Annotated in this window: 19 protein-coding genes; 9 read left to right on the top strand and 10 right to left on the bottom strand. The window is 69.0% G+C overall.

Annotated elements, in window-relative coordinates; all coding sequences use genetic code 11:
- The first annotated feature begins 831 nt into the window (after nt 1–831).
- From paoA to paoC, 3 genes are read left to right on the top strand one after another with little or no spacing between them, the layout of a single operon-like run.
- The gene (gene paoA, locus ACLBWX_RS04400) at nt 832–1,431 is read left to right on the top strand and encodes an aldehyde dehydrogenase iron-sulfur subunit PaoA (RefSeq protein ID WP_447676059.1); all 600 of its coding nucleotides are present in this window, start codon (nt 832–834) and stop codon (nt 1,429–1,431) included.
- A complete protein-coding gene (locus ACLBWX_RS04405) occupies nt 1,428–2,378 on the top strand; it encodes an FAD binding domain-containing protein (RefSeq protein WP_447675863.1) in 951 nt (316 codons plus the stop codon). The genes paoA and ACLBWX_RS04405 overlap by 4 nt, the downstream gene beginning before the upstream one ends.
- Nucleotides 2,379–2,381: 3 nt before the next feature.
- Nucleotides 2,382–4,601: an aldehyde oxidoreductase molybdenum-binding subunit PaoC gene (gene paoC, locus ACLBWX_RS04410; protein ID WP_447675864.1), complete on the top strand. Its 2,220-nt coding sequence runs from the start codon at nt 2,382–2,384 to the stop codon at nt 4,599–4,601.
- 97 nt (nt 4,602–4,698) lie between these two features.
- On the opposite strand, the gene ACLBWX_RS04415 is transcribed toward paoC, so the two are convergent.
- The 8 genes from ACLBWX_RS04415 to glyA form a co-directional block, all read right to left on the bottom strand.
- The gene (locus ACLBWX_RS04415) at nt 4,699–6,846 is read right to left on the bottom strand and encodes a sodium-translocating pyrophosphatase (protein ID WP_447675865.1); all 2,148 of its coding nucleotides are present in this window, start codon (nt 6,844–6,846) and stop codon (nt 4,699–4,701) included.
- Between the two features lie 344 nt (nt 6,847–7,190).
- Complete coding sequence (thiL, locus tag ACLBWX_RS04420; RefSeq protein ID WP_447675866.1) at nt 7,191–8,180, bottom strand: thiamine-phosphate kinase; 990 nt, start codon at nt 8,178–8,180, stop codon at nt 7,191–7,193.
- A gap of 5 nt (nt 8,181–8,185) precedes the next feature.
- The gene (gene nusB, locus ACLBWX_RS04425) at nt 8,186–8,662 is read right to left on the bottom strand and encodes a transcription antitermination factor NusB (RefSeq protein WP_056474401.1); all 477 of its coding nucleotides are present in this window, start codon (nt 8,660–8,662) and stop codon (nt 8,186–8,188) included.
- A 23-nt stretch (nt 8,663–8,685) separates the two neighbouring features.
- On the bottom strand, nt 8,686–9,192 hold the full coding sequence (gene ribH, locus ACLBWX_RS04430; RefSeq protein WP_447675867.1) for a 6,7-dimethyl-8-ribityllumazine synthase: 507 nt from the start codon (nt 9,190–9,192) through the stop codon (nt 8,686–8,688).
- 207 nt (nt 9,193–9,399) lie between these two features.
- Complete coding sequence (locus ACLBWX_RS04435; protein ID WP_447675868.1) at nt 9,400–10,044, bottom strand: riboflavin synthase; 645 nt, start codon at nt 10,042–10,044, stop codon at nt 9,400–9,402.
- Between the two features lies 1 nt (nt 10,045).
- A complete protein-coding gene (ribD, locus tag ACLBWX_RS04440) occupies nt 10,046–11,158 on the bottom strand; it encodes a bifunctional diaminohydroxyphosphoribosylaminopyrimidine deaminase/5-amino-6-(5-phosphoribosylamino)uracil reductase RibD (RefSeq protein ID WP_447675869.1) in 1,113 nt (370 codons plus the stop codon).
- Between the two features lie 41 nt (nt 11,159–11,199).
- A complete protein-coding gene (gene nrdR, locus ACLBWX_RS04445; protein ID WP_447675870.1) occupies nt 11,200–11,781 on the bottom strand; it encodes a transcriptional regulator NrdR in 582 nt (193 codons plus the stop codon).
- Between the two features lie 118 nt (nt 11,782–11,899).
- Nucleotides 11,900–13,204 carry a serine hydroxymethyltransferase gene (gene glyA / locus ACLBWX_RS04450; protein WP_447675871.1) on the bottom strand — a complete coding sequence of 435 codons (1,305 nt, stop codon included), beginning with the start codon at nt 13,202–13,204 and terminating at the stop codon, nt 11,900–11,902.
- Between the two features lie 214 nt (nt 13,205–13,418).
- Here glyA and ACLBWX_RS04455 point away from each other — a divergent pair, with 214 nt between their 5' ends.
- Nucleotides 13,419–14,021: a hypothetical protein gene (locus tag ACLBWX_RS04455; RefSeq protein WP_447675872.1), complete on the top strand. Its 603-nt coding sequence runs from the start codon at nt 13,419–13,421 to the stop codon at nt 14,019–14,021.
- Between the two features lie 200 nt (nt 14,022–14,221).
- The gene (locus tag ACLBWX_RS04460; protein WP_447675873.1) at nt 14,222–14,593 is read left to right on the top strand and encodes a hypothetical protein; all 372 of its coding nucleotides are present in this window, start codon (nt 14,222–14,224) and stop codon (nt 14,591–14,593) included.
- An 84-nt stretch (nt 14,594–14,677) separates the two neighbouring features.
- Here ACLBWX_RS04460 and ACLBWX_RS04465 read toward each other — a convergent pair whose 3' ends face one another.
- Complete coding sequence (locus ACLBWX_RS04465) at nt 14,678–15,976, bottom strand: L,D-transpeptidase family protein (RefSeq protein WP_447675874.1); 1,299 nt, start codon at nt 15,974–15,976, stop codon at nt 14,678–14,680.
- Between the two features lie 269 nt (nt 15,977–16,245).
- On the opposite strand from ACLBWX_RS04465, the gene ACLBWX_RS04470 reads away from it, so the two are divergent.
- From ACLBWX_RS04470 to ACLBWX_RS04485, 4 genes are all read left to right on the top strand, one after another.
- Nucleotides 16,246–16,632: a hypothetical protein gene (locus tag ACLBWX_RS04470; RefSeq protein WP_447675875.1), complete on the top strand. Its 387-nt coding sequence runs from the start codon at nt 16,246–16,248 to the stop codon at nt 16,630–16,632.
- A gap of 43 nt (nt 16,633–16,675) precedes the next feature.
- Complete coding sequence (locus tag ACLBWX_RS04475) at nt 16,676–17,665, top strand: DUF1775 domain-containing protein (protein WP_447675876.1); 990 nt, start codon at nt 16,676–16,678, stop codon at nt 17,663–17,665.
- Nucleotides 17,666–17,892: 227 nt separating this feature from the next.
- On the top strand, nt 17,893–20,019 hold the full coding sequence (locus tag ACLBWX_RS04480) for a TonB-dependent receptor family protein (RefSeq protein ID WP_447675877.1): 2,127 nt from the start codon (nt 17,893–17,895) through the stop codon (nt 20,017–20,019).
- 62 nt (nt 20,020–20,081) lie between these two features.
- On the top strand, nt 20,082–21,062 hold the full coding sequence (locus tag ACLBWX_RS04485; RefSeq protein WP_447675878.1) for an alginate O-acetyltransferase AlgX-related protein: 981 nt from the start codon (nt 20,082–20,084) through the stop codon (nt 21,060–21,062).
- A 54-nt stretch (nt 21,063–21,116) separates the two neighbouring features.
- On the opposite strand, the gene ACLBWX_RS04490 is transcribed toward ACLBWX_RS04485, so the two are convergent.
- On the bottom strand, nt 21,117–23,549 hold the full coding sequence (locus ACLBWX_RS04490) for a penicillin-binding protein 1A (protein ID WP_447675879.1): 2,433 nt from the start codon (nt 23,547–23,549) through the stop codon (nt 21,117–21,119).
- Between the last annotated feature and the right edge of the window lie 34 nt (nt 23,550–23,583).

Consider the following 23,583-nt stretch of genomic DNA (forward strand, 5'->3'; position numbering starts at 1 on the left):
AATTCCGTTTCGCATCACGCACCTTCCGCCAGGACGGCCTGCTTCGAGACCCTGTGCAGGGAGCTAGGGCGACCCGTCCTCCATGGCGAGGCCGCGCCAGGTCGTGATCGGCCGCGTCGGAGTGCGGATGGTGCCGAGGGTTTCCAGAGTGTTCAGCCGACCGATGCGTTCGTCGTCTTCGTCGAGGCGGGTGACTTCGCCGGGGCCGATGACCGGCCGGGTGAGATCGCGAACCTGTCCTCACGCGCCCGGTGTTCGCCGGTTCTTCCTCGTGGCGGGAGGATGCTGGCTCATGGGCTCGACGGTATGCCCGTCGATACAGGATGTCCGGTCGCCGCGCACGCCGTGAAGCGCCCCCCTGTCGCGTCCCGGACAGCGCGCCCGCCTGCGTACGTGCGGAAAGCGCCCGGCGTCCCCCCGCAAGCTTGAGTGCGGCGTCCTTCCGCGCGTCGGCCGCAATCCTCGCTCGCTTTCCGACGACGAAGAGCTCGTTTTACGAGCCCAGAGGATGTCGAATTCCGCGACGTCGTGCGACGCCGCGAAGTGTTCGTGCGCACACGAAGACGCAGACACGTGCAGTCTGGAGAAATTCCAGGGACCGGTATCCGCCGTTCCGCGTTCTCCCCTCAGCGCTCCTTGCAGAGGGCAGGCGCATGTCTGGACGGATCCTGCGTGGTCCCGTGTCACGTCTCGGACCGAGTTCGCCTCGTCGGGCGTTCTCCCGGCCTGCAACGTATCCGGGTGCCCGCCCATCGGCAGCCTCCTCCCGCAACAGGTTCGAAGAACGCCATGCCAAGTTTCGGAGAGAACGAATTGAGTCGACGTGACGTGATGGCCGGCGCAACGGCCTGTGCGGCCCTCGCGGCGGTCCCGGCGCGAGCCGAAGGTCGCCCCGACGCCGCCGGCCCCGACAAGCCGGTGCTCGCCAAGGTGTCGCTCACGGTGAACGGGCAGCGCCGCGAGCTCGAACTCGACACCCGCACCAGCCTGCTCGACGCGGCGCGCGAACACCTGCACCTGACCGGCTCCAAGAAGGGCTGCGACCACGGCCAGTGCGGCGCCTGCACGATGATCGTCGACGGCCGGCGCATCAATGCCTGCCTGACGCTGGCGGTCATGCACCAGGGCTCGGAGATCACCACCATCGAGGGACTGGGCCAGCCCGAGAACCTGCATCCGATGCAGGCCGCCTTCATCAAGCACGACGGCTTTCAGTGCGGCTACTGCACCCCGGGCCAGATCTGCTCCGGCGTCGCGGTGCTCGCCGAGATCAAGGCCGGGATTCCGAGCCACGTCACCGCTGACCTCAATGCTCCGATGCAGGTCACGGATGCCGAGATCCGCGAGCGCATGAGCGGCAACATCTGCCGCTGCGGCGCCTACTCCAATATCGTCGAGGCGATGACCGAGGTCGCCGGGAGGCCCGCATGAAATCCTTCACCTACGAGCGCCCGAACTCGCCCGCCGAAGCCGCCGCGGCCGTGTCCCGCAACCCGAACGCCAAGTTCATCGCCGGCGGCACCAACCTCCTCGACCTGATGAAGCTGCAGATCGAGACGCCGACGCACCTCGTGGACGTCAACGGGCTGGGGCTCGACCAGATCGAAGCTGCGCCGGAGGGCGGGCTGCGCATCGGCGCGCTGGTCCGCAACACCGACCTCGCCGCCGATGCCCGCGTGCGCAAGGACTACGCCGTCCTCTCCCGTGCCCTGCTCGCGGGTGCGTCGGGCCAGCTGCGCAACAAGGCGACCACCGCCGGAAACCTCCTGCAGCGGACCCGGTGCCCGTATTTCTACGACACCGCGCAAGCCTGCAACAAGCGTCAGCCGGGCTCCGGCTGCTCGGCCCTCGACGGCGTCTCGCGCCAGCTCGCCGTGATCGGCGCCAGCGACGCCTGCATCGCCACGCATCCGGGCGACATGGCGGTGGCCATGCGGGTGCTCGACGCCACCGTCGAGACCGTCGATGCCAAGGGCGGGCAGCGCAAGATCCCGATCGCCGAGTTCCACCGCCTGCCGGGCGACCGGCCGGAGGTCGACACCACGCTGGCACCGGGCGAGCTGATCACGGCGGTGACGCTGCCGAAGCCGCTCGGCGGTACGCACATTTACCGCAAGGTCCGCGACCGGGCCTCCTACGCCTATGCGTTGGTTTCGGTGGCGGCCGTGGTGCAGCCGGACGGCAGCGGCCGGGCGGCCTTCGGCGGCGTGGCGCACAAGCCCTGGCGCGTGGAAGCGGCGGAGGGCGAGATGGCCCGGGGTGCCAAAGCGGTGACCGCACAGGTCTTCGCCGGCGCCAAGCCGACCCACGACAACGCCTACAAGCTCACTTTGGCCGAGCGCACGCTCGGCGCGGCGCTGACCGAAGCGAGGGCCTGAGCCATGAAGTTCGACACCCCCGCCGGCCAGAACCCCATCGACCGACTGAAGCGCGTCGGAAAGGCCACGGACCGCATCGACGGCAAGTTCAAGACCACGGGCACCGCGCCCTATGCCTATGAGCGTCACGACGTCGTGGCGAACCAGGCCTACGGCTACGTGCTCGGCGCCGGCATCGCCAAGGGCCGCGTCCGCGCCATCGACGCGAAGGCGGCGAAGGCGTCGCCCGGCGTCGTCGCCGTCGTCACCACCCTCGATATGCCCGCCCTCGGCCTCGGCCGGATGAACGCCGCGAACCTCTTCGGCGGGAACGAGGTCCAGCATTACCATCAGGCCGTCGCCGTCGTGGTGGCCGAGACCTTCGAGCAGGCCCGGGCCGCGGCCTTCCTGGTCAAGATCGACTATGTCCGCGAGGCCGGTCAGTTCGACCTCGCCGCCGTGGCGGCGTCCGCCAAGCCCGTGCCCGGCGACAGCGGCGAGGGCAGCGGCGGCGGTGGCGAGGATCGGCATGGGGATTTCGAGGGCGCCTTCGCGTCGGCCGCCGTCAAGTTCGACGAGACCTACACGACCCCCGACGAGAGCCATGCGATGATGGAGCCGCACGCGACCATCGCCGCCTGGGAGGGCGACAAGCTCACCCTCTGGACGTCCAACCAGATGATCGCCTGGACCAAGGGCAGCATCGCCAAGATCCTCGGCATCCCGGAGGCGTCGATCCGCGTCGACTCGCCCTATATCGGCGGCGGCTTCGGCGGAAAGCTCTTCGTGCGTTCCGATGCCGTCGTGGCGGCGCTGGCCGCCAAGGCCGCCGGTCGCCCGGTCAAGGTCGCGCTGACCCGGCCGCTGGTGGCCAACAACACCACGCACCGGCCGGCCACGATCCAGCGCATCCGCATCGGCGCGACGCCGGACGGGACGATCACCGCCATCGCGCACGAGAGCACCTCGGGCAACCTGCCGAAGGGCAAGCCCGAGACGGCGGTGGATCAGACCAAGCTCCTCTACGCCGGGGCCAATCGCCTGACCGGGATGAAGCTCGCCCATCTCGACCTGCCCGAAGGCAACTCGATGCGGGCGCCGGGCGAGGCGCCGGGCCTGATGGCGCTGGAAATCGCCATGGACGAGATGGCCGAGAAGCTGGGCATGGACCCGGTCGCCTTCCGGGTCCGCAACGACACGCAGGTCGACCCGGGGCATCCGGAACGTCCGTTCTCCCACCGCAATCTCGTCGGCTGCCTCAAGCTCGGTGCCGAGAGATTCAACTGGTCGGCCCGCAATCCCAAGCCCGGCCAGGTCCGCGACGGGCGCTGGCTCGTCGGCATCGGCATGGCGGCGGGCTTCCGCAACAACCTGCTGATGAAGTCGGGCGCCCGCGTCCGCCTCGGGCGCGATGGCATCGTGACGGTCGAGACCGACATGACCGACATCGGCACCGGCTCCTACACCATCATCGCGCAGACCGCCGCCGAGATGATGGGTGTCTCCCTCGACAAGGTCGTGGTGCGCCTCGGCGATTCGTCCTACCCGGTCTCGGCCGGTTCGGGGGGACAGTTCGGCGCGAACAACGCCACCGCCGGCGTCTACGCCGCGTGCGTCCAGCTCCGCGAGGCGGTGGCGCAGCGTCTCGGCTTCAACTCGGCCGACGTGGTGTTCGAGGAAGGGCAGGTCCGCTCCGGCAACCGCACCGAGGCGCTGGCGCAGGCGGCGCGCGACGGCGAACTCGTGGCCGAGGATTCGATCGAGTACGGCGACCTCGCCAAGAAGCAGCAGCAATCGACCTTCGCGGGCCATTTCGTCGAAGTCGGCGTCGACGTCGACACCGCCGAGATCCGGGTGCGGCGGATGCTGGCCGTCTGCGCGGCGGGCCGCATCCTGAACCCCAAATCGGCGCGCAGCCAGGTCATCGGCGGCATGACGATGGGTGTGGGCGGGGCGCTGATGGAAGAACTCGCCGTCGACACCAAGCGTGGCTTCTTCGTGAACCACGATCTGGCCGGCTACGAGGTGCCGGTCCACGCCGACATCCCCCACCAGGAGGTGATCTTCCTCGACGAGGTCGACCCGCAATCCTCGCCGATGAAGGCCAAGGGCGTGGGCGAACTCGGCATCTGCGGCGTCGGCGCGGCGGTGGCCAACGCGGTCTACAACGCCACGGGCGTGCGGGTGCGGAGCTATCCGATCACCCTCGACAAGCTCCTCGGCCAGATGCCGGACGCGGCCTGAGGGCGAGCGCGCGAGGGCCGCGTCAGATCATCCCGCCGCGGCCCGCGTTCCGGATCGCGACCTCCGGCGGCTCCGGGCCGCCGGGGGTCGTCCGCGTTCAGCTATGGGCCAGCACCGCCAGCAGCAGAAGGGCGATGATGTTCGTGATCTTGATCGCCGGGTTCACGGCGGGGCCGGCGGTGTCCTTGTAGGGATCGCCGACGGTGTCGCCGGTCACTGCGGCCTTGTGGGCCTCCGAGCCCTTTCCACCGTGATGCCCGTCCTCGATGTATTTCTTGGCATTGTCCCAGGCGCCGCCGCCCGAGGTCATCGAGATCGCGACGTAGAGCCCGGTGAGGATGACGCCGAGGAGCATCGCGCCCACGGTGGCGAAGGCCTGGCTCTTGCCGCCGATCGGCTGGATCACGAAGAACAGCACGATCGGCGACAGCACCGGCAGCAGCGACGGAATGATCATCTCCTTGATCGCCGCCCGAGTCAGCATGTCGACGGCGCGGCCGTAATCCGGCCGGTCGGTGCCCTGCATGATGCCGGGCTTTTCCCGGAACTGGCGGCGGACTTCCTCGACGACCGCGCCGGCCGCGCGACCGACCGCGGTCATCGCCATGCCGCTGAACAGGAACGGGATGAGGCCGCCGAGCAGCAGACCCACCACGACGTAGGGGTTGGAGAGCGAGAAATCGACGCTGACGCCCTGGAAGAAGCGGTACTGGGTCGGGCTCGCATGGGCGATGAAATAGTTCAGGTCGGAGGTGTAGGCGGCGAACAGCACCAGGGCGCCGAGACCCGCCGAACCGATGGCGTAGCCCTTGGTCACCGCCTTGGTGGTGTTGCCGACGGCGTCGAGCGCGTCGGTGGACTTTCGGACATCCGGCGGCAAGCCCGCCATCTCCGCGATGCCGCCGGCATTGTCGGTGACGGGGCCGAAGGCATCGAGCGCCACGATGAAGCCGGCGAGCGCCAGCATGGCGGTGACCGCGATGGCGATGCCGAACAGCCCGGCCAACGAGTAGGTGCTGATGATGCCGGCGACGATGACCAGCGCGGGCAGCGCGGTGGATTCGAGCGAGATCGCCAGCCCCTGGATCACGTTGGTGCCGTGCCCGGTCACCGATGCGTCGGCGATGGATTTCACCGGGCGGAAGTTGGTGCCGGTGTAGTACTCGGTGATGACGACGATGAGCGCCGTGATGACGAGGCCGATCACCGCGCAGCCGAGGAGGCCGCCGGAGGTGAAGGTCACCCCCGCATTGGTGGTGAAGGTCGTGGAAAAGCCGCCGAAGAGGGCGTAGTTCACGCCTGCGATGGCGACGATCGAGAGGGCGCCGGCGGTGACCAGCCCCTTGTAGAGCGCGCCCATGATCGACTGGTTGGCCCCGAGCCGCACCGCGTATGTGCCGGCGATCGAGGTCAGGATGCAGGCCGAGCCGATGGCCAGCGGATAGAGCAGCATCGCCTCGAGGACGTTCCGGCCGCCGACCTCGGTCTGTCCCGAGAAGAAGATCGCGGCCAGCACCATGGTGGCGACCACGGTCACCGCGTAGGTCTCGAACAGGTCGGCCGCCATGCCGGCGCAATCGCCGACGTTGTCGCCGACGTTGTCCGCGATGGTGGCCGGGTTGCGCGGGTCGTCCTCCGGAATTCCCGCCTCGACCTTTCCGACGAGGTCGCCGCCCACATCGGCGCCCTTGGTGAAGATGCCGCCGCCGAGACGGGCGAAGATTGAGATCAGCGAGGCGCCGAAGCCCAGCGCCACCAGGGCGTCGATGACGTCGCGGCTGGCCGGCGACAGGCCGGCGACGCGGGTGAGATAGCCGTAGTAGAGCGCCACCCCGAGGAGGGCGAGGCCCGCCACGAACATGCCGGTGACGGCGCCCGACTTGAAGGCCACGTCGAGCCCGCCGCCGAGCGACGTCGAGGCCGCCTGTGCGGTGCGCACGTTGGCGCGCACCGAGACGTTCATCCCGATGAAGCCGGCCGCCCCGGAGAGCACGGCGCCGATCAGGAAGCCGATGCCGACCTTCAACCCGAGGAAGTAGGCGAGCGCCACGAACAGCACGAGCCCGACGATGGCGATGGTGGCGTATTGGCGCCGGAGATAGGCCTGCGCTCCCTCGGCGATCGCCCCCGCGATCTCCTGCATGCGCGGGGTGCCGGCGTCGCGCTTCATGACGTCGTTGATCGTGATGATGCCATAGGCGACGGCGCACAGCCCGCCCAGGATGATAAGCAACAAAGCTGTCATTCGACCGTCCTTGATTGGCGATGCCCGTGCGGGTCTGTCGTGGCGTTGTTGGACGTTGTGGCCGTGCTTTCCGTCGATGCGAGGCTGATCGTTCACGCAGGCGTCTCGCGCCGCGCGTTTCGTGTTTGTGCATCTCCTCCCAAGGAATGCCTGCTCTGAGTGCCAAACTTCACAACCGCTTGCAAATGCTGCTTAGCTTTTTGCGCGACGAATAGTTGTGCGACGCAGCATCGGTCGGGCTCGGCGTAAGTTTTCGCAAGGGTATCGGGCTGTCGGATGGGTCTGGGGCCGAGCCGGACACTGCGGTGGAGGTCCGTCGCACGCGCGCGCGGCGCCGCCCAGGCTCAGAAGTGGCTGAAGGATCCGGCACCGAGCGCGCGCGCCGTGCCGTCCGCCTCACGGAAGATCGGCGGCGCCGAGCCGGTCGTGACGCTGCCGATGCAGGTCAGGGGCGTGCCGGCCGCGGCGGCCTCGGCCAGGCAGGCGTCCAGGGTCTCGGGCGCCACGGCGAAAAGGATCTCGTAATCGTCGCCACCGGTGACGATCGGAGTCATGAGGGCGGGCTCCAGCGACAGAGCCCTCGCGGCGGCAGGGGAGAGCGGGATGCGGGCGAGGTCGATCTCGGCGGAGCGCCCCTCCCCATTCAGCATCTTGGCGAGGTCGCCGGCGAGGCCGTCCGAGACATCCATGGCGGCCCGGGCGTGTCGCCTCAGGACCGGGGCCAGGGCGATGCGCGGGCGTGGATGCCAGTAGCGGTCGACGAGCGCGTCGCGGTCCGCCGCGGCAAGCGCCTGGCCCCAGCCCGGTGGCCGGGGGCTGCGCAGGTGCAGGCCCAGCGCAGCGTCCCCGATCGTGCCGCTGACGCAGATCCGGTCGCCGATCCGCGCGGTTCCGCGACGGACCAGGCCGCCCGCGGGCACCTCGCCGATGGCGGTCACGCCGATCATCGCCGGTCCGGCGGCCCGCACCGTGTCGCCGCCCAGGAGGTCGAGGCCGAAATCCGCGAGGCCGTCGCCGAGGCCGGCCGCGAATCCGGCGAGCCAGGCCTCGGTCCAGTCGTCGGGCAGGGCCAGGGTGAGCAGGATGGCGCGCGGGCGCGCGCCCTTGGCGGCGAGGTCCGAGACGTTCACCCCGAGGGCCTTTCGGGCGATCGAGCCCGGCGGATCGTCGGGAAAGTAATGCACGCCGGCCACGATGGCGTCGGCGGTCAGAACGAGGTCGCAGCCAGGGCTCGGCGTCAGGGTCGCGGCGTCGTCGCGCAGGCCGTCCGCACCGGGTCCGGCCAGGGGCGCGAAGTAGCGCGCGATCAGCCCGTCCTCGTCGGGCCGGGCCACGGGGCTCAGGCCCGGCCGGAAGCCGGCAGGCCGGCGAACTCGTTGCCGCGCACGTCGCGGGCCACCTTGTCGAGGACGCCGTTGACCATGCCGGGCTCATCGCCGCCGTAGAAGCTGTGGGCGACGTCGACGTATTCGGAGATGACCACCCGAGCCGGCACGTCGCGACGGGACATCAGTTCGTAGGCGCCGGCCCGCAGGATGGCGCGCAGCACCGCCTCGATCCGCTTGAGGGGCCAGCCGGCCGCCAGCGCCCCATCGAGGACCGGATCGATCGCGCGCTGCTCGTCGACGACCCCGCGCAGGAGGTCGCGGAAGAACGCGATCTCAGCGGCCGGATGTTCGATACCGTCGACCTCGCGGCCGATCCAGAAGGTCTCGAACTCGGCGAGCGCCTCGATCACGCCCTTGCCCGAGATCTCCATGTCGTAGAGCGCCTGCACCACGGAGAGGCGTGCGCCGCTGCGCTCTGCGGTCTTCATCCCAGGGTCGTTGGCCATGATGCTCAATCCTCTCCGACCGACGCCGCCGACGCGTCGCGCTTCAGCGACAGCACCGCGAGCGCGGCCTCGGCGGCACCGCCGCCCTTGTTCAGTTCGGCGACCCGGGCGCGCGCCTGGGCCTGGGCCTCGGTCTCCACCGTCAGGATGCCGTTGCCCAGCGGCAGGCGCAGGGTGACCGACAGGTCCATCAGCGCCCGCGCGCTCTCGCCCGCCACGATGTCGTAATGTCCGGTCTCGCCGCGGATGACGCAGCCGAGCGCCACGACGGCATCGTAGGGCTGGCCGGCGCGGGCGGCGGCCTCGACCAGGATCGCGATCGCGGCGGGGATCTCCAGGGCTCCGGGCACGGTCACCACCGTGGCCACCGCCTCGGCCGCCGCCAGGGCGCCCTCCGCGCCGGCCAGGAGCTCGTCGGCGAGATCCTCGTAGTAGCGGGCCTCGACCACCAGGACGCGCGCGCCCTTGACGTTCGTGGGGGCGGTGCGGGAAGCGTAGGCGAGCGATACCATCGAGGGGCCTTCACGGGACACGGTCGGCGGACGGCGCGGCGGCCGGGACCGGGCGCGCTTGGCGGGACCCGCGGGGTTCCGTCGGCGCGCAAGACTCGACCGGCCGGACGTGCCCTGCGCCCGCAGGCGCGAGCGATAGACCGAAGGCGGCGTGGCGACAAGCGCGGGGCCCGCTTATCGAACCTGCGTGCGCGGGCAGGCCGTCGCTCAGGTCTCGATCGCGGCGCGGCTCTCGGACAGGCGCGCGGCATAGCGGGCGATGAGGTCGACCTCGAGATTGAGGCGGTCCCCGGCCCGGCGTTCGCCCCAGGTGGTCACCGCCAGGGTGTGCGGGATGAGCAGCACAGAGAACAGGTCGCCCTCCACCGTGTTCACGGTCAGCGAGGTCCCGTCGAGGCAGACGGAGCCCTTCTCGGCGATGAAGCGCGCGAGCTGGGGCGGCGCCCGCAGGGTGAAGCGATCGGAGGGCGCCCATTGCGGATCGCCTTCGCCGCCCGTGACGGGATCGCGGGCCACGAGCTCGGCGAGGCCGTCGACATGGCCGGTGACGAGGTGGCCGCCGAGCTCGTCGCCGATCTTCAAGGAGCGCTCCAGGTTCAGGCGCCGCCCTTCGCGCCACGATCCGACATGGGTGCGGGCCAGCGTCTCGGCCGCCGCGTCCACGGCAAAGATGCATCCGCCCTCCGTCGGCTCGACCGCCACCGCCGTCAGGCAGGGACCGGAGCAGGCGATGGAGGCGCCCAGCGCGATGGTGGCGGGATCGTAGTGGGAGCGGATGCGGATGCGGCGCAGGCGGTCGTCGCCTGCGACCGACACGACTTCCCCGACATCCGTGACGAGACCGGTGAACATCTCAGGCACTCCGTTCGTGGGTGACGGCCCGGTCGGGACCGAGAATCCGGGTCTCGACGACTCTGAGGTGGCCGCCCTCGAGCCGGTCGCGCAGGACCGGGCCGATCGCGGGGAGGCCGCCCGTCTCGCCAAGGGTGTTCGGGCCGGTGATGAGCGTGAAGACGTCGACGAGGTCTGCGGCCGCCAGCGCGTCGGCGAGGTGCGGGCCGCCCTCGCAGCAGAGCCGCGTCACGCCACGCTCGGCCAGCGCCTTCAGCGCGGCGAGCGGGTCGACCCGTCCGGCGCCGTCGGCATCGACGCCGATCACCTCGACGCCGAAGGAGGCCAGCATGCGCCTGGCATGGACCGGCGCCCGGCGGGTGGTGAGCACGAGCGTCGGGACGTCCCGGGCGCTGCGCACCAGGGTGGCGGAGGGCAGCAGGCGCAGGTTCGAGTCGAGCACGACCCGCAGGGGCGAGCGGTCTGACAGGCCGGGCAGCCGGACCGTGAGCGAAGGATCGTCGGCGCGCGCGGTGCCGATGCCGACGAGGATCGCATCCGCGCGCGCCCGCCAGAGATGCACGGCGCCGTCGGCGATGGGGCCGGTGATCCGCAGGCGCTCGGTGGGGGCTCCGGCGAAGCCATCCCGGGTCTGGGCGAGCTTGAGATGCAGGCTCGGGCGCCCCTGCGTCACCCGGGTGACGTGACCGCGATGGTCTCGGGCGGCCTCCGGTGCCAGGACACCCGTGGTCACCGCGAGGCCGGCGGCGGCCAGGAGGCCGTGGCCGCGCCCGGCCACCCGCGGATCGGGGTCTTCCAGGGCGGTGACGACACGGGCGATGCCGGCGGCGACGATGGCGTCGGTGCAGGGGGGCGTGCGGCCGTGATGCGAGCACGGCTCCAGGCTGACGTAGAGCGTGGCCCCGCGCGCGGCCTCGCCCGCCATGGCGAGGGCGATCGGCTCGGCATGCGGCCGCCCGCCGGGGGCGGTGACGCCCTGCCCGACGATCCGCTCCGCGCTGGGCGGACCCGCCACCACGACCGCACCGACGGAGGGGTTCGGCCAGGTCCGGCCGAGATTGCGATGCCCGAGGGCGAGCGCGAGGCGCATGTAGCGGCGGTCCGTCTCGCTCATCGCCGTGCTCCCCATGCCCATGCTGCCGACGCCGACGCTCCTCACGGCCGGGATTTCGGCTGTCGCTTCGGGCGAAGGGGCGTGACCTTCGCCGAGATGTCCGTGGCGGCCGGTTCGTCGGTTTCGTCCTCCACGGTGAGCGCGCCGGAGGTCGATCCGGACGGAAGGGCGGCCGGGTCCGAGAGAGTCCCGAGCAGCGCCTTGAAGTCGCTGGCCTCGCGGAAATTCTTGTAGACCGAGGCGAAGCGGACGTAGGCGACGTCGTCGAGACCCTTCAGGCCCTCCATCACCAGTTCGCCGATGGCCTCGCTGCCGATCTCGGCCTCGCCGCCGCTTTCCAACTGCCGGGTGATGCCGCTGACGAGGCGCTCGATCCGTTCCGGGTCCACGGGGCGCTTGCGCAGGGCCACGCCGATGGAGCGCTGGAGCTTGTCGCGGTCGAAGGGGACGCGCTTGCCCGAGCGTTTGAGCACCGTGAGTTCGCGCAGTTGAACCCGCTCGAAGGTGGTGAAGCGGCCCCCGCAATCCGGGCAGACCCGGCGCCGGCGGATCGCCGCCGCGTCGTCGCTGGGACGCGAATCCTTCACCTGGGTGTCGGGACCGCCGCAATAGGGACACCGCATCGGACGGATACCTGGGAAGGGGAGCGTTGGAAAAGACAACGGCCGNNGATGGTCCGCGGCCGTTGCATGGCATGGTGAGGGGCGCCGGTTCAAGCGCCCCCGGTCGGGGCGTTGCGCCTCAGCCGTAGATGGGGAACCGGTCGGTGAGGGCGTGCACCCGCTGCTTCACGTTCGCCTCGACGGCGGCATCGCCCTGTTCGCCCTTGGCCACGAGTCCATCGAGCACCTCGACGATGAAGCCGCCGATCTGCTTGAACTCGGCGACGCCGAAGCCGCGCGAGGTGCCGGCCGGCGTGCCGAGGCGGATGCCCGAGGTGATGGTGGGCTTCTGCGTGTCGAACGGCACGCCGTTCTTGTTGCAGGTGATGTCGGCACGGCTCAGCGCCGCTTCCGCCGCCTTGCCGGTCAGGCCCTTGCTGGTGAGGTCGACCAGCATGAGGTGGTTGTCGGTGCCGCCCGAGGTGATGTTGTAGCCGCTCGACATCAGGGTATCGGCCAGCGCCTTGGCGTTCTCGATCACCTGCTTGGCGTAGATCTTGAACTCGGGCTTCAGGGCCTCGCCGAAGGCCACGGCCTTTCCGGCGATGACGTGCATGAGCGGGCCGCCCTGGATGCCGGGGAAGATCGCCGAGTTGAACTTCTTGGCCAGCGCCTCGTCGTTCGTCAGGATCATGCCGCCGCGCGGTCCGCGCAGGGTCTTGTGCGTGGTCGTGGTGACGACGTGCGCGTGCGGGAACGGCGACGGATGGACGCCCGCCGCGATCAGGCCCGCAAAGTGCGCCGCGTCGACGAAGAAGTACGCGCCGACGGCATCGGCGATCTCACGGAACTTGGCGAAGTCCCAGTGGCGCGGGTAGCCCGAGCCGCCGGCGATGATCACCTTGGGCTTGTGCTCGTGCGCGAGGGCCTCGACCTGCTCCATGTCGATGCGCTGATCGTCGCGGCGCACGGTGTAGGAGACCGGCTTGAACCACTTGCCCGAGACGTTCGGGGGGGCGCCGTGGGTCAGGTGGCCACCGGCCGCGAGGTCGAGGCCGAGGAAGGTGTCGCCCGGCTGCATGAGAGCCAGGAACACGCCCTGGTTCGCCTGGCTGCCGGAGTTCGGCTGCACGTTGGCGAAGCCGCAGTTGAAGAGGCGCTTGGCGCGCTCGATGGCCAGGTTCTCGGCGATGTCGACGAACTGGCAGCCGCCGTAGTAGCGACGGCCCGGATAGCCCTCGGCGTACTTGTTGGTGAGCACCGAGCCCTGCGCTTCGAGGACGGCGCGCGAGACGATGTTCTCGGAGGCGATCAGCTCGATCTCGTGCTGCTGGCGGCCGAGTTCCTGGGCCACCGCCTGCGCGATCTCCGGATCCGCCTCGGTGAGGGGGGCTGCGAAGAACGAGTTGGAGAAATGCTTGTCGGCAGCAGTACCGGCGCTCATGGAAAGCCTCGATTGTTCAACGGGCGGACGCACCCGTAATCCGCTGGCGTAGGGCGGGCGGGCGTTCGAAGGCTGGATTACTACACGCGACGGGTTCCAAGGCCAAGGCACAGGAATTTGCCGGGTACTTCAAAAAATCTTTTAGAAGGCTTTTGGCCTGGGTCGGTGGATCCGACGCGGCTGCACCCGTCGATCCCGACCGCATTTGACGTGGGTGCTTCCGGAACAAATAAAGAACATATTGCCTTTCTCGCTTAAATTTAGGAAAATCAACCTGATTCGAGGGGGGCGTTACGATGTGCTGCCGCTGCCTGTGACTCACCGCCGCTGCGAAATCGCTGCGATCCGTTTGCGGATCGCTGTTCTTCGGGCTGCGTGCGATGCTCTGAAGGCCGGATTCAACAAAGACCAATCCCGAAATCCGAAAGGTCAATGGGATGGCGGTCGAGGTGGGTCGAGTGTCGTTGTCGTCCGAAGGGATCGAACTGACAATGCAAAGATCGATCTAGCAGCAGATCGTCTGATCGATGTTGTGAAAGATGTTGTCGCCAAGGTGGGGCCAGGAAGAGGCTCTGTGTGTAGGACTGTCATCCACAGTGAAGCCGCAAAACTCATCAGCCATTACGATCTGCCAGATGTAGGTCCGCGCGGTGTCGGGCAGAGCTTCAGCATGGGCGATCTCGTCCGGTACGGCCTCGACGGCAGCATCCGAACCGATGCCATTCTACGCGACGGGCGCACCGTCGCCGCACCGATCCTGGCCGTGTTCGACATCAAAACCGGCGGCGCCAGGCTAACCCGAGAAGCGTGCGAATGAGATTCGAATGCACCTTCGGGTCGGCAGCGACGTGCCTGTGATCGAGCTGCATACTTCGAAGGAATTGGACGTAAAGAGCTGTATGTCTGTTTTTACTTATTAATCCAAGCTGTCAGGAGGGCCCCATGAGTATGGACCTCTATGGTGTCTACAATGGAGAGCTGCCAAGCATTGAAAGATGGTAGAAAAAGATCGAAGAATTGAATTTCGATCTGACCTTTTCACCGAATCTTGTGATGCCCGACGAGGGCGCGATCGTCACGGGTCTCTGGAAAGGCCGTGCCGTACAGTTCGAGTGCCGTCCATTCCAGTTCGATGCGTTGAGAAGTACTTACGATGACATCGATTTCGAGTGTGGATGGACCCAGGTGCGCGCGTTCTACTGGTTGGGGCTGCCCGATTGCGTCGCGGCCGGTATTGCGGCGGCAACGCTCACGCAAATCTGCGACGGGATCGTATTCGACCCGCAGGACAGTCTGTTTCTCGATGGCGAGGCGGCGACGCTCATGGCTCGTGAGAACGAATTGCTTCTCCCGAAGATCGAGGCCTCACTTCAGCATGGACGCCAGTAGGGAGTCGGATGAACGGCGTGAGCTTCCTGACGCTCACGCCGTTCGAAGAGTATCGCTGAGGGGATCGATCTCCGCCGCGCTGGATCAATTCTCCTCGTCGCCCGGCTCGAAGCTCTGGACCTGCTCGGCGCTGGCGACCGGCGTCGGCGCTGAGAGGGTCGAGGGCACGTTCACGCCGTCGCGCTTGTAGATGTCGTCGCGGAACTGGACGAGGCCGTCCGGGGTCGACCAGGCGGTGATGTAGGTCCAGTAGACCGGCACCGGCGAGGACAGCGTGGCGTCGACGCGCTTGCCGCTCTCGATGGCCTGCTCGACCTGCTCGCGGCCCCAGCCGGGCGTGTCCTTGAGCAGCCAGGTGATGTACTCGCGCACGTTCTGCACGCGGACGCAGCCCGAGGAGATGAAACGGAAGTCGTCGCCGTAGACGCCCTTCGAGTTCGTGTCGTGCATGAACACGCCGTAGGGGTTCGGGATGTTGATGCGCACGATGCCCATCGAGTTGAAGTCGGCGCCCGAATCCTGGCGGTAGCGGTAGCGCGTGCCCTCGTCCGAGTTCCAGTTCACCGAGGTCGGCGAGATCTCGTTGTCACCCGCGAAGATGCGGATCTTGTTCTCGGTGAGGTAGGTCGGGTCCTTCTGCATCTTGGGGATGAGGTCCTTCTTCACGATGGAAGCCGGGACCGTCCAGAAGGGGTTGAAATTGATCTGCGTGGCCTTGGTGTTCATGATCGGCGACTGGCGGTCGATCTTGCCCACGCCGGCGGCGTGCAGGGTCACGACCTGGCCGTTCTCCACCGTCTGGACCAGGGCGGCGGGGATGTTGGTGATGACGAAGCGGTTGCCGAGATTGCCGGCGTAGGAGCGCAGGCGCACCACGTTGATCTCGAGCTGGTGCAGGCGCACGTCGGCCGGCACGTTCATGGCCGCCTGCGTGGTCTGGCTCATGGCGCCGGTCTGGCTCAGGCCGTGTCGGGCCTGGAAGCGCTTCACGCCGGCCGAGACGTAGGAATCGTAGACGCCCGAGCCTCCGGAGGCCGGGTCGAGGTCGCCCGTGACGATCAGGCGCTGGCGCAGGGCGGCCACGGCCGGACCCTTGGCACCGACGCGCAGGCGGTCGGCGCCCGAGACCGGCTTCCAGCCGCCGCGATTGACGATGTCCCGGTAGCGCTCGATCATCTGCTCGGTGGCGGTCACGGTCTGCGGCGACAGGATCGGCGTCGAGGAGCGCTGCACCTGCATGGTGGCCGGCGAGGCGTAGTCCTGCGCCCACTCGGCCTGGGCGAAGCCGCCGGCCTCGCGCGCCGTCGCCGACTGGCCGATGACGGCCGCCGATGCGAGCAGTGCAACGCCGAGGGCGCGGGTGTGGAAAGCCTGATTCAGCATCGGACGTGAACTCTGATCTGATTTACGAAGCGACATGCGGTGTCGTCGGTCCCGGCGTCGCACGCCGAGGTCTTGGAGCACCCCCTGTCACGACCGTGTCGGGGTAGCGTTAAGAACTCATGGGGACCCGGCCACATTGTGGCATGGCCCGGCTTATCCCCGTGATCCCCGGACACATCCTCTCGACTGCGGCCCGTGTGCCACAGCACCGTGTCCGGCCGTTCGATCGGCATGGCGGAACGATGGCCGATGGCGTAAGCCGAACCACGATGACGCTTCCGGCGAACCAGGCTGGCCACCAGGGGTGGGCCCCGCTACGCGCGATCACTGCGGTGATCGCGCTCTACGCGTTCGTTCTCCATGCGACCTTGAGCGGTCTCGTGCCCCTGCCGGTCTCGTCCGCGCACGGAATCCTCTGCCTCGGGCAGAGCGATGATGCGGGTCCCGGTGCGCCCGATCCGGCCCATGCGCATCACCAGCCCTGCTGCACCGTAGCCGGGCCGATGCTGCAGGCCGCCCTGCCCGAGGTCGTCGCCCGCACGATCATTTGGCCGGTCCGTACGGCGAGCCGTGTGGCCTGGCGGCGCGAATCATTGGTCTCCGCCCGCGGGCCGCCGGGCGCGATCCCCCATCCCCGAGGTCCCCCCGTCGTCTGATCCGATCGCCGCTTCCCGATCCCATCAGACACGGACCCATCCGATGAACCGTATTCCCCGGGCCGAGCTCTTCGCGGGCCTCGCGCTCACCCTCTCCGCCACCGCCGCCCTTGCGCACGCCACTCTGGAGCGCAAGGAGGCGAGCCCGAACGCCGGATACCGCGGCGTGGTGCAGATCACCCATGGCTGCGACGGCCAGCCCACCAACCGCGTCAGCGTCACCATCCCGGAGGGCGTCATCGGCGCCAAGCCGATGCCGAAGCCCGGCTGGACCGTGACGACCGAGAAGGGCGCCTATGCCCGCGCCTATCCGTATTATCACGGGGACATCCGCGAGGGCGTGAAGGCCATCACCTGGACCGGTGGCAGCCTGCCCGACGATCAGGTCGACGAGTTCACGTTCCTCGCCCGCGTCAGCGACGCCTTCCCGCCCGGCAGCACGGTCTACTTCCCGGTCGAGCAGGATTGCGCCACCGGCCAGTATCGTTGGCGTGAGATCCCGGCGGCCGGGCAGGATGCGCACGCGCTGAAATCCCCCGCCCCCGGCGTCCGGATCGTGGCCGCCGCTTCGGGGCCGGCCCGGACGGAGGCGTCGAGCGTGCAGGCCGGCGGCCTCAGCATCGAGACGCCCTGGATGCGCGCGACCCCCGGCGGCGCCAAGGTGGCGGGTGGCTACGTCCGCGTGACCAACACCGGCGCGCAACCCGACCGCCTCGTCGGCGCCGCGATCCCCCTGGCGGGACGTACCTCGATCCACTCCATGAGCATGGAGGGCGGCGTGATGAAGATGGCGCCGGTCGAGGGCGGCCTCGTCATCAAGCCGGGCGAGACGGTGGAACTGAAGCCCGGCGGCCTGCACATCATGTTCGAGGATCTCGTGAGCGGCCCGAAGGCCGGCGAGACGATCCAGGGCACGCTGCGCTTCGAGCGCGCCGGCACCGTGCCGGTCAGCTTCAGCGTGGCGCCCATCGGCGCGATGAAGCCGGGCGCGCCCGCGGCCGCTCCGTCGGCACCGGGAAACCACGATCACTGACGCCGCGCGCAGAGCCCCGAGAGCCCAAGACCGACCTGGCCCTCCGCCCCCCGCCTCCGCGCGGGGTCGGCTCAGGCCGTGATCCGAGGCCTCTCGGGCTCGTCCGATCGAACGATCCGCCGCGCGAGCACCCGCGCGGCTTCCCCCTCCCCCTCCTTCCCACCGGGATCATGCCCGGCCCCGTCGCGTCGTCGCGAAGCGCGGGCCCATGATCCGGAGCCTGTCCGATGTCCGCGCCCCAGCCCCGCCGCCCCGCCGCCCTCGCCTTCGCCCTTCTGGGCGGCGCGTCCCTCCTGCCCCTGCTCGTCAGCCCCACACCGTCCCGCGCGGAGGAGACGGCCGCCGCGACGCTGTCCGAGCTCAGCATCGAGGGCGCCTCGGCCGGCTCCCTGACGGTGCCGAGCGTCGCGGCGCAGCGTGCCACGGTGAACGCCACCGTCGGCTCGGTCGCCTTCGTCGATGCCAGGGAATTCCAGAATCGCTACGCCAATACCTTGCGCGACACGCTCAAGGACGTGCCCGGCGTCTATGTGCAGGAGCGCTACGGCCAGGAATTGCGCCTCTCGGTGCGCGGCTCCGGCATCTCGCGCGGCTTCCACCTGCGCGGCCTCGAACTTCTTCAGGACGGAATCCCGCTGAACCTCGCCGATGGCAGCGGAGACTTCTACCAGGTCGACCCGCTCGGGCTGCGCTCGATCGAGGTCTACAAGGGCGGAAATGCCCTCACCTTCGGGGCGACGACCCTGGGCGGTGCCATCAACGTCGTCACGCCGACGGCCCAGACCGCGTTCGCGCCCAACATCCTGCGCATCGACGGCGGCGCCTTCAACACCATCCGCGAGAACTTCCAGGTCTCGCGGATCTCCGGCCCGGTCGATCTCCTGGTGAACGGCACGATCACGAACTCCGACAGCTACCGGGACCACGAGACCCAGCGGACGCAGAACTTCAACGCCAATCTCGGCTATCAGCTCGCTCCGGGCGTCGAGACGCGCTTCTACGCCGGCGTCTACCTGACGGACCAGAAGCTGCCCGGTACGCTGAGCCTCTTCAACGCCCTCAACAATCCGACCCTGGCCAACCCGGCGGCGATCGCCGGCAACCAGTCGCGCAAGGTCGAGACCGAGCGGATCGCCAACCGCACCTCGTTCCTGCTCGATGTCGGCAAGCTCGATATCGACACCTGGGCGATCCACAAGTCGCTCTACCACCCGATCTTCCAGGTCATCGACCAGGACGGCTGGACCTACGGGATCGCCCCGCACTGGGCCGGGACCTTCGACGTCGCCGGCTATCGAAACGACCTGATCCTCGGCCTGCGGGCCTTCGCCGGCCAGAACTCGGCGCTGCAGTTCGTCAACGTCGCGGGCCAGCGCGGCGCTCAGACCCTGCGCTCGGTGCAGAGCGCCTCGAACTACGAGGCCTATGGCGAGAACCGGTTCTGGTTCCTGCCGGACGTGGCGCTGATGGCCGGCGCGAAGGCGTTCTCCTCCAACCGGACCTACAGCAACAAGGGCGGCTTCTCGGGCGCCAACGCATTCCCGTCCTCGGCCAACGAGACCTATGCGGGGATCAATCCGAAGGTCGGCCTCCTCTGGCAGCCGCTGCCCGACATCCAGGTCTTCGGCGACATCACCGGATCGCGCGACGTGCCGGACTTCTCAGACCTCGTGCAGATGAATTCGCTCAACAGCACCTTCGTGCCCCTGCGGGCGCAGCGCGCCGTGACCTACGAGGCCGGCACCCGCGGCCGGATCGACCGGCTGTCCTGGGACGTGACCCTCTACCGCTCGGAGATCCGCGACGAGCTGATCAACTTCTCGATCAATCCCGGCCTCAACATTCCGGCCGCGACCTTCAACGCGCCCCGCACCCGCCACCAGGGCGTGGAGGCGGCGGTCTCCCTCGACCTCGCACGGGACCTGATCGGTGCCGGCGACGGCCTCGTGGTCTCGCAGATCTGGACCCACAACGACTTCCGCTTCATCGCCGACCCGGTCTTCCGCGATAACCAGATCGCCGGCATCCCGCGCGACGTGCTGCGCACGGTGCTGACCTATCGCAACGCGCAAGGCTTCCACGTCAGCCCCTCCGTCGACTGGGTTCCGCAGGGGGCCTTCGCCGACCACGCCAACACCCTGAAGGTGCCTGGCTACGCCCTCCTCAACATCGCCGCCGGATTCGACTTCCAGAACGGCGTCTCGGTGTTCGTCGATGCGCGGAACCTGACCGATGCCCGCTACGTCTCGGACATCTCCGTCGTGACCGATGCCCGCACGGTCTCGGGCGGACCGGTGGCCTTCTACCCGGGCGTCGGCCGCAGCATCTTCGGCGGGATCCGCGCCGGGTTCTGATCGGGTGGATCAGCCGACCGGATGAGGGTGCGCCATTCCCGCGCGCCCGCTAGAAGCACGCGATGACCGAGGGTTTCACCATCGCGCGCCCGTCCGGCGTTCGTACGCCGGACCAACATCCGGATGTGCATGTCGGCCGCGACGGCTGGCTCTTCCTGACCGGCGGCACCAACGCCGTCCTCGCGCAGTATCGCGAACCGGGGCTGCCGCGCGCCACCCTGTGGCGCTGGCGCCGCATCCTGGAGGCGCGGGTGCGGCGCTGCGCCGGGCTCGGCGCCCGCTACGCCCACGTGGTGGCACCGGAGAAGCTCACGATCTATCCGGAGGCCTGCGACGGGCTGGCCTTTGACCCCGGGCGCGCCCCGGTGCTGCGTTTGGAGCGTTGGCTCCGCCTCTCGTCGGCCCGGCGCCACTGGATCGATCTCGTGCGGCCGTTCCGGGCCCGCGCCGCCGAGACGCCGCTCTATTGCCGGACGGACAGCCACTGGACCTTCGCCGGGTATCTCCTCGCCTATGGTGAGATCTGTCGCCATCTCGGCCTCGTTCCGCGCCAGGACATCGCCCGGCGCCGCATCGGCGGCGCCATGCCCTATGCGGGCGACCTCGGCCTGAAATTCGAGCCCATCCGCACCGAGATGGCGGAGGCCTGCCGCTTCGAGACGGCGGCGCGGCGCATCTACGCCAACAGCCTGGTCACGGCCTTCGAGGCGGAGGGCCGGGGCCAGGAGGCGCATATCGGCGCCCACGTCGTCTACCGGAACGATTCGGCCGACGCCGACCCGCGCCGGCTGGTGCTGTTCGCCGATTCCTACGGCCATCACGCGTCCACCCCGCATACCGGGAGCCTGACGCCGCTCCTGGCCGACACCTTCCGCGAGGTCCACGTCCTGTGGTCCACCAGCATCGACTGGGGTTACGTCGCACGGGTGAAGCCGGATTTCGTGGTCGCGGAGATCGCCGAGCGCTTCATGGTCGAGCTGCCGCAGAGGGGCTTCGATATCGGCAAGCTCGCGGACCTGGCGCTCGCGCGAAAATCGGCCTGAAACGACGAACGCCCCGGAGGTGGCCCCGGGGCGCGCGGTCGACGGGTGGCGGGTCTAGTAGAGGCCTCCGGCCTGGGCGGCGCGATCGGCGTCCGGCGGAACCGCGGCCGGACCGCTGGATTGCTGCGCCGGCGCGGCGACGTAGGCATCGGGCGGGGCGGTGCCGGGCTTGAAGGCCTCGAGGATGGTGCCGCCGCCCTCGCCCGAGCCGGCGCGCATGCCGGAGGAGGCCGAGACGCGGATCAGCTTGATGCCCGGGGGCACGCGGAACGGCGTCGGCGGCTTGTCCTTGAGCGCCTGCTTCAGGAAGTCGAGGGCGATGGGGGCGGCGAGGCCGCCGCCGGTGGCGCGGTCGCCGAGGGAGCGCGGCTTGTCGAAGCCGATATAGACACCCACCGCGAGGTCGGGCGAGAAGCCGACGAACCAGGCGTCCTTGGCGTCGTTCGTCGTCCCGGTCTTGCCGGCGAGCGGCTTGCCGATCTGCTTCAGGATGGTGGCGGTGCCGCGCTGGACCACGCCCTCCATGATCGAGACCATCTGGTAGGCGGTCAGCGGATCGAGGACCTGCTCGGATTCGTCGACGAGTTTGGGCTCGTCCTGACCGGACCACTTGTCCGCGTCGCAGCCGAGGCACTTGCGGTTGTCGTGCTTGTAGATGGTCTCGCCGACGCGGTCCTGGATGCGGTCGATGAGGGTCGGGCGGATGCGCCGACCACCATTGGCGAGCATCGAGTAGGCGGTGACCATGCGCATGACCGTGGTCTCGCCGGCGCCCAGCGACATCGGCAGCACCGGGAGCATGTCGTCGTAGACGCCGAAGCGGCGGGCATACTCTGCGATGAGCGGCATGCCGACATCCTTGGCGAGGCGCACCGTCATCAGGTTCTTCGAGTGCTCGATGCCGTAGCGCAGGGTGTGCGGACCGCCGGACTTGCCGTCGTAGTTCGAGGGCGTCCAGGCCTCCTGGCCGGGACCGGCCTCGATGGTGATCGGCGAGTCCTGAACGATCGACGACGGGGTGTAGCCGTTGTCGAGCGCCGCCGAGTAGACGATCGGCTTGAACGACGAGCCCGGCTGGCGCATCGCCTGGGTGGCGCGGTTGAACTGGCTCTCGTCATAGGAGAAGCCCCCGACCATCGCGTGCACGCGCCCGGTATAGGGATCCATCGCCACGATGGCGCCCGAGACCTCGGGCCGCTGGCGCAGGCGGTACTGGTTGCGGCTGGTATCCGTCGCCTCGACGTAGACGACGTCGCCCGGGTTCAGCGCCGCGGCGGGCGAGCGCCCGGTCCAGCGGGTGCCCTCGGCGGCGATCGTGCCGGTCTCGCGGTCCTTCGACACCTGGCCGGAGGCCTCGCGACGGGGCTGCAGGCCGATCTGCGCGGAGCCGCCATTGGTGTTCAGCACGACGGCGAGGCGCCACGGGGCGACGTCGCCGAGGCCGGGCACTTCGGCGACGGCCAGGCCCCAGTCGCGGCCGACGAGGTCGACCTTGGCCTGGGCGCCGCGCCAGCCATGAGACTGGTCGTAGCGGATCAGGCCGTCCACCAGGGCCTTGCGCGCCCAGGACTGCATCTTCGGGTCGAGGGTCGCGCGCACCGAGAGGCCGCCCTCGTAGAGCTTCTTCTCGCCGTAGCGCTCGGCGATCTCGCGCCGGACCTCTTCGGTGAAGTAATTGGCGTTGGCGGCGTTGGCGAAGGCCACGCGGGGATTCACGCCGAGGGGCATCTTGCGGGCGGCCTCGCCCTCTTCCTTGGTGATGTACCCGTTCTGGGCCATCAGCCCGATGATCTCGTTGCGCCGGTCCAGGGCCTTCTGGGTCTGCCGGTACGGGTGATAGTTGTTCGGCCCCTTCGGCAGGGCGGCGAGGTAGGCGGCCTCGTTGATCGTCAGCTCGTGGACCGACTTGCCGAAATAATCGAGCGCGGCCGCCGCGACGCCGTGCAGATTGCGGCCGGGCACGATGGTGCCGAGAAAGATCTCATTAAGGTAGAGTTCGAGGATCTTGTCCTTCGAGTAGGCCGCCTCGATCCGAAAGGCGATCAGCGCCTCCTTGGCCTTGCGCTCGAAGGTCTGCTCCGGAGACAGGAGGAAGTTCTTGGCCACCTGCTGGGTGATGGTCGAGGCGCCCTGCTTCTTACCGCTCTTGAAGTTCGTCAGTGCGGCGCGCACGAGACCCTCCGGGTCGACGCCGCCGTGCTTGTAGAAGTTCTTGTCCTCGGCCGAGAGAAAGGCCGCGACCACGATCTTCGGCATGGCCTGGATGGGCAGGTAGAGCCGGCGCTCGCTGGCGTATTCGGCCAGCAGAGAGCCGTCCGCGGCGTGGACGCGGCTCATCACCGGCGGCTCGTAATTGGCGAGCGCGGCGTGGTCCGGCAGGTCCTGGCTGAACTTCCAGTAGAAGACCGCGGCCGCAGCGGCGCCGATCACGAAGACCATCGCGCCGACGCTGAACAGGAAGCCGAAGAAACGAAGGATGAAGCGCATCCGGGTCCCGTCCGTCGATGATCCATCGCCGCCG

The organism is Methylobacterium sp. M6A4_1b, from assembly GCF_053345175.1.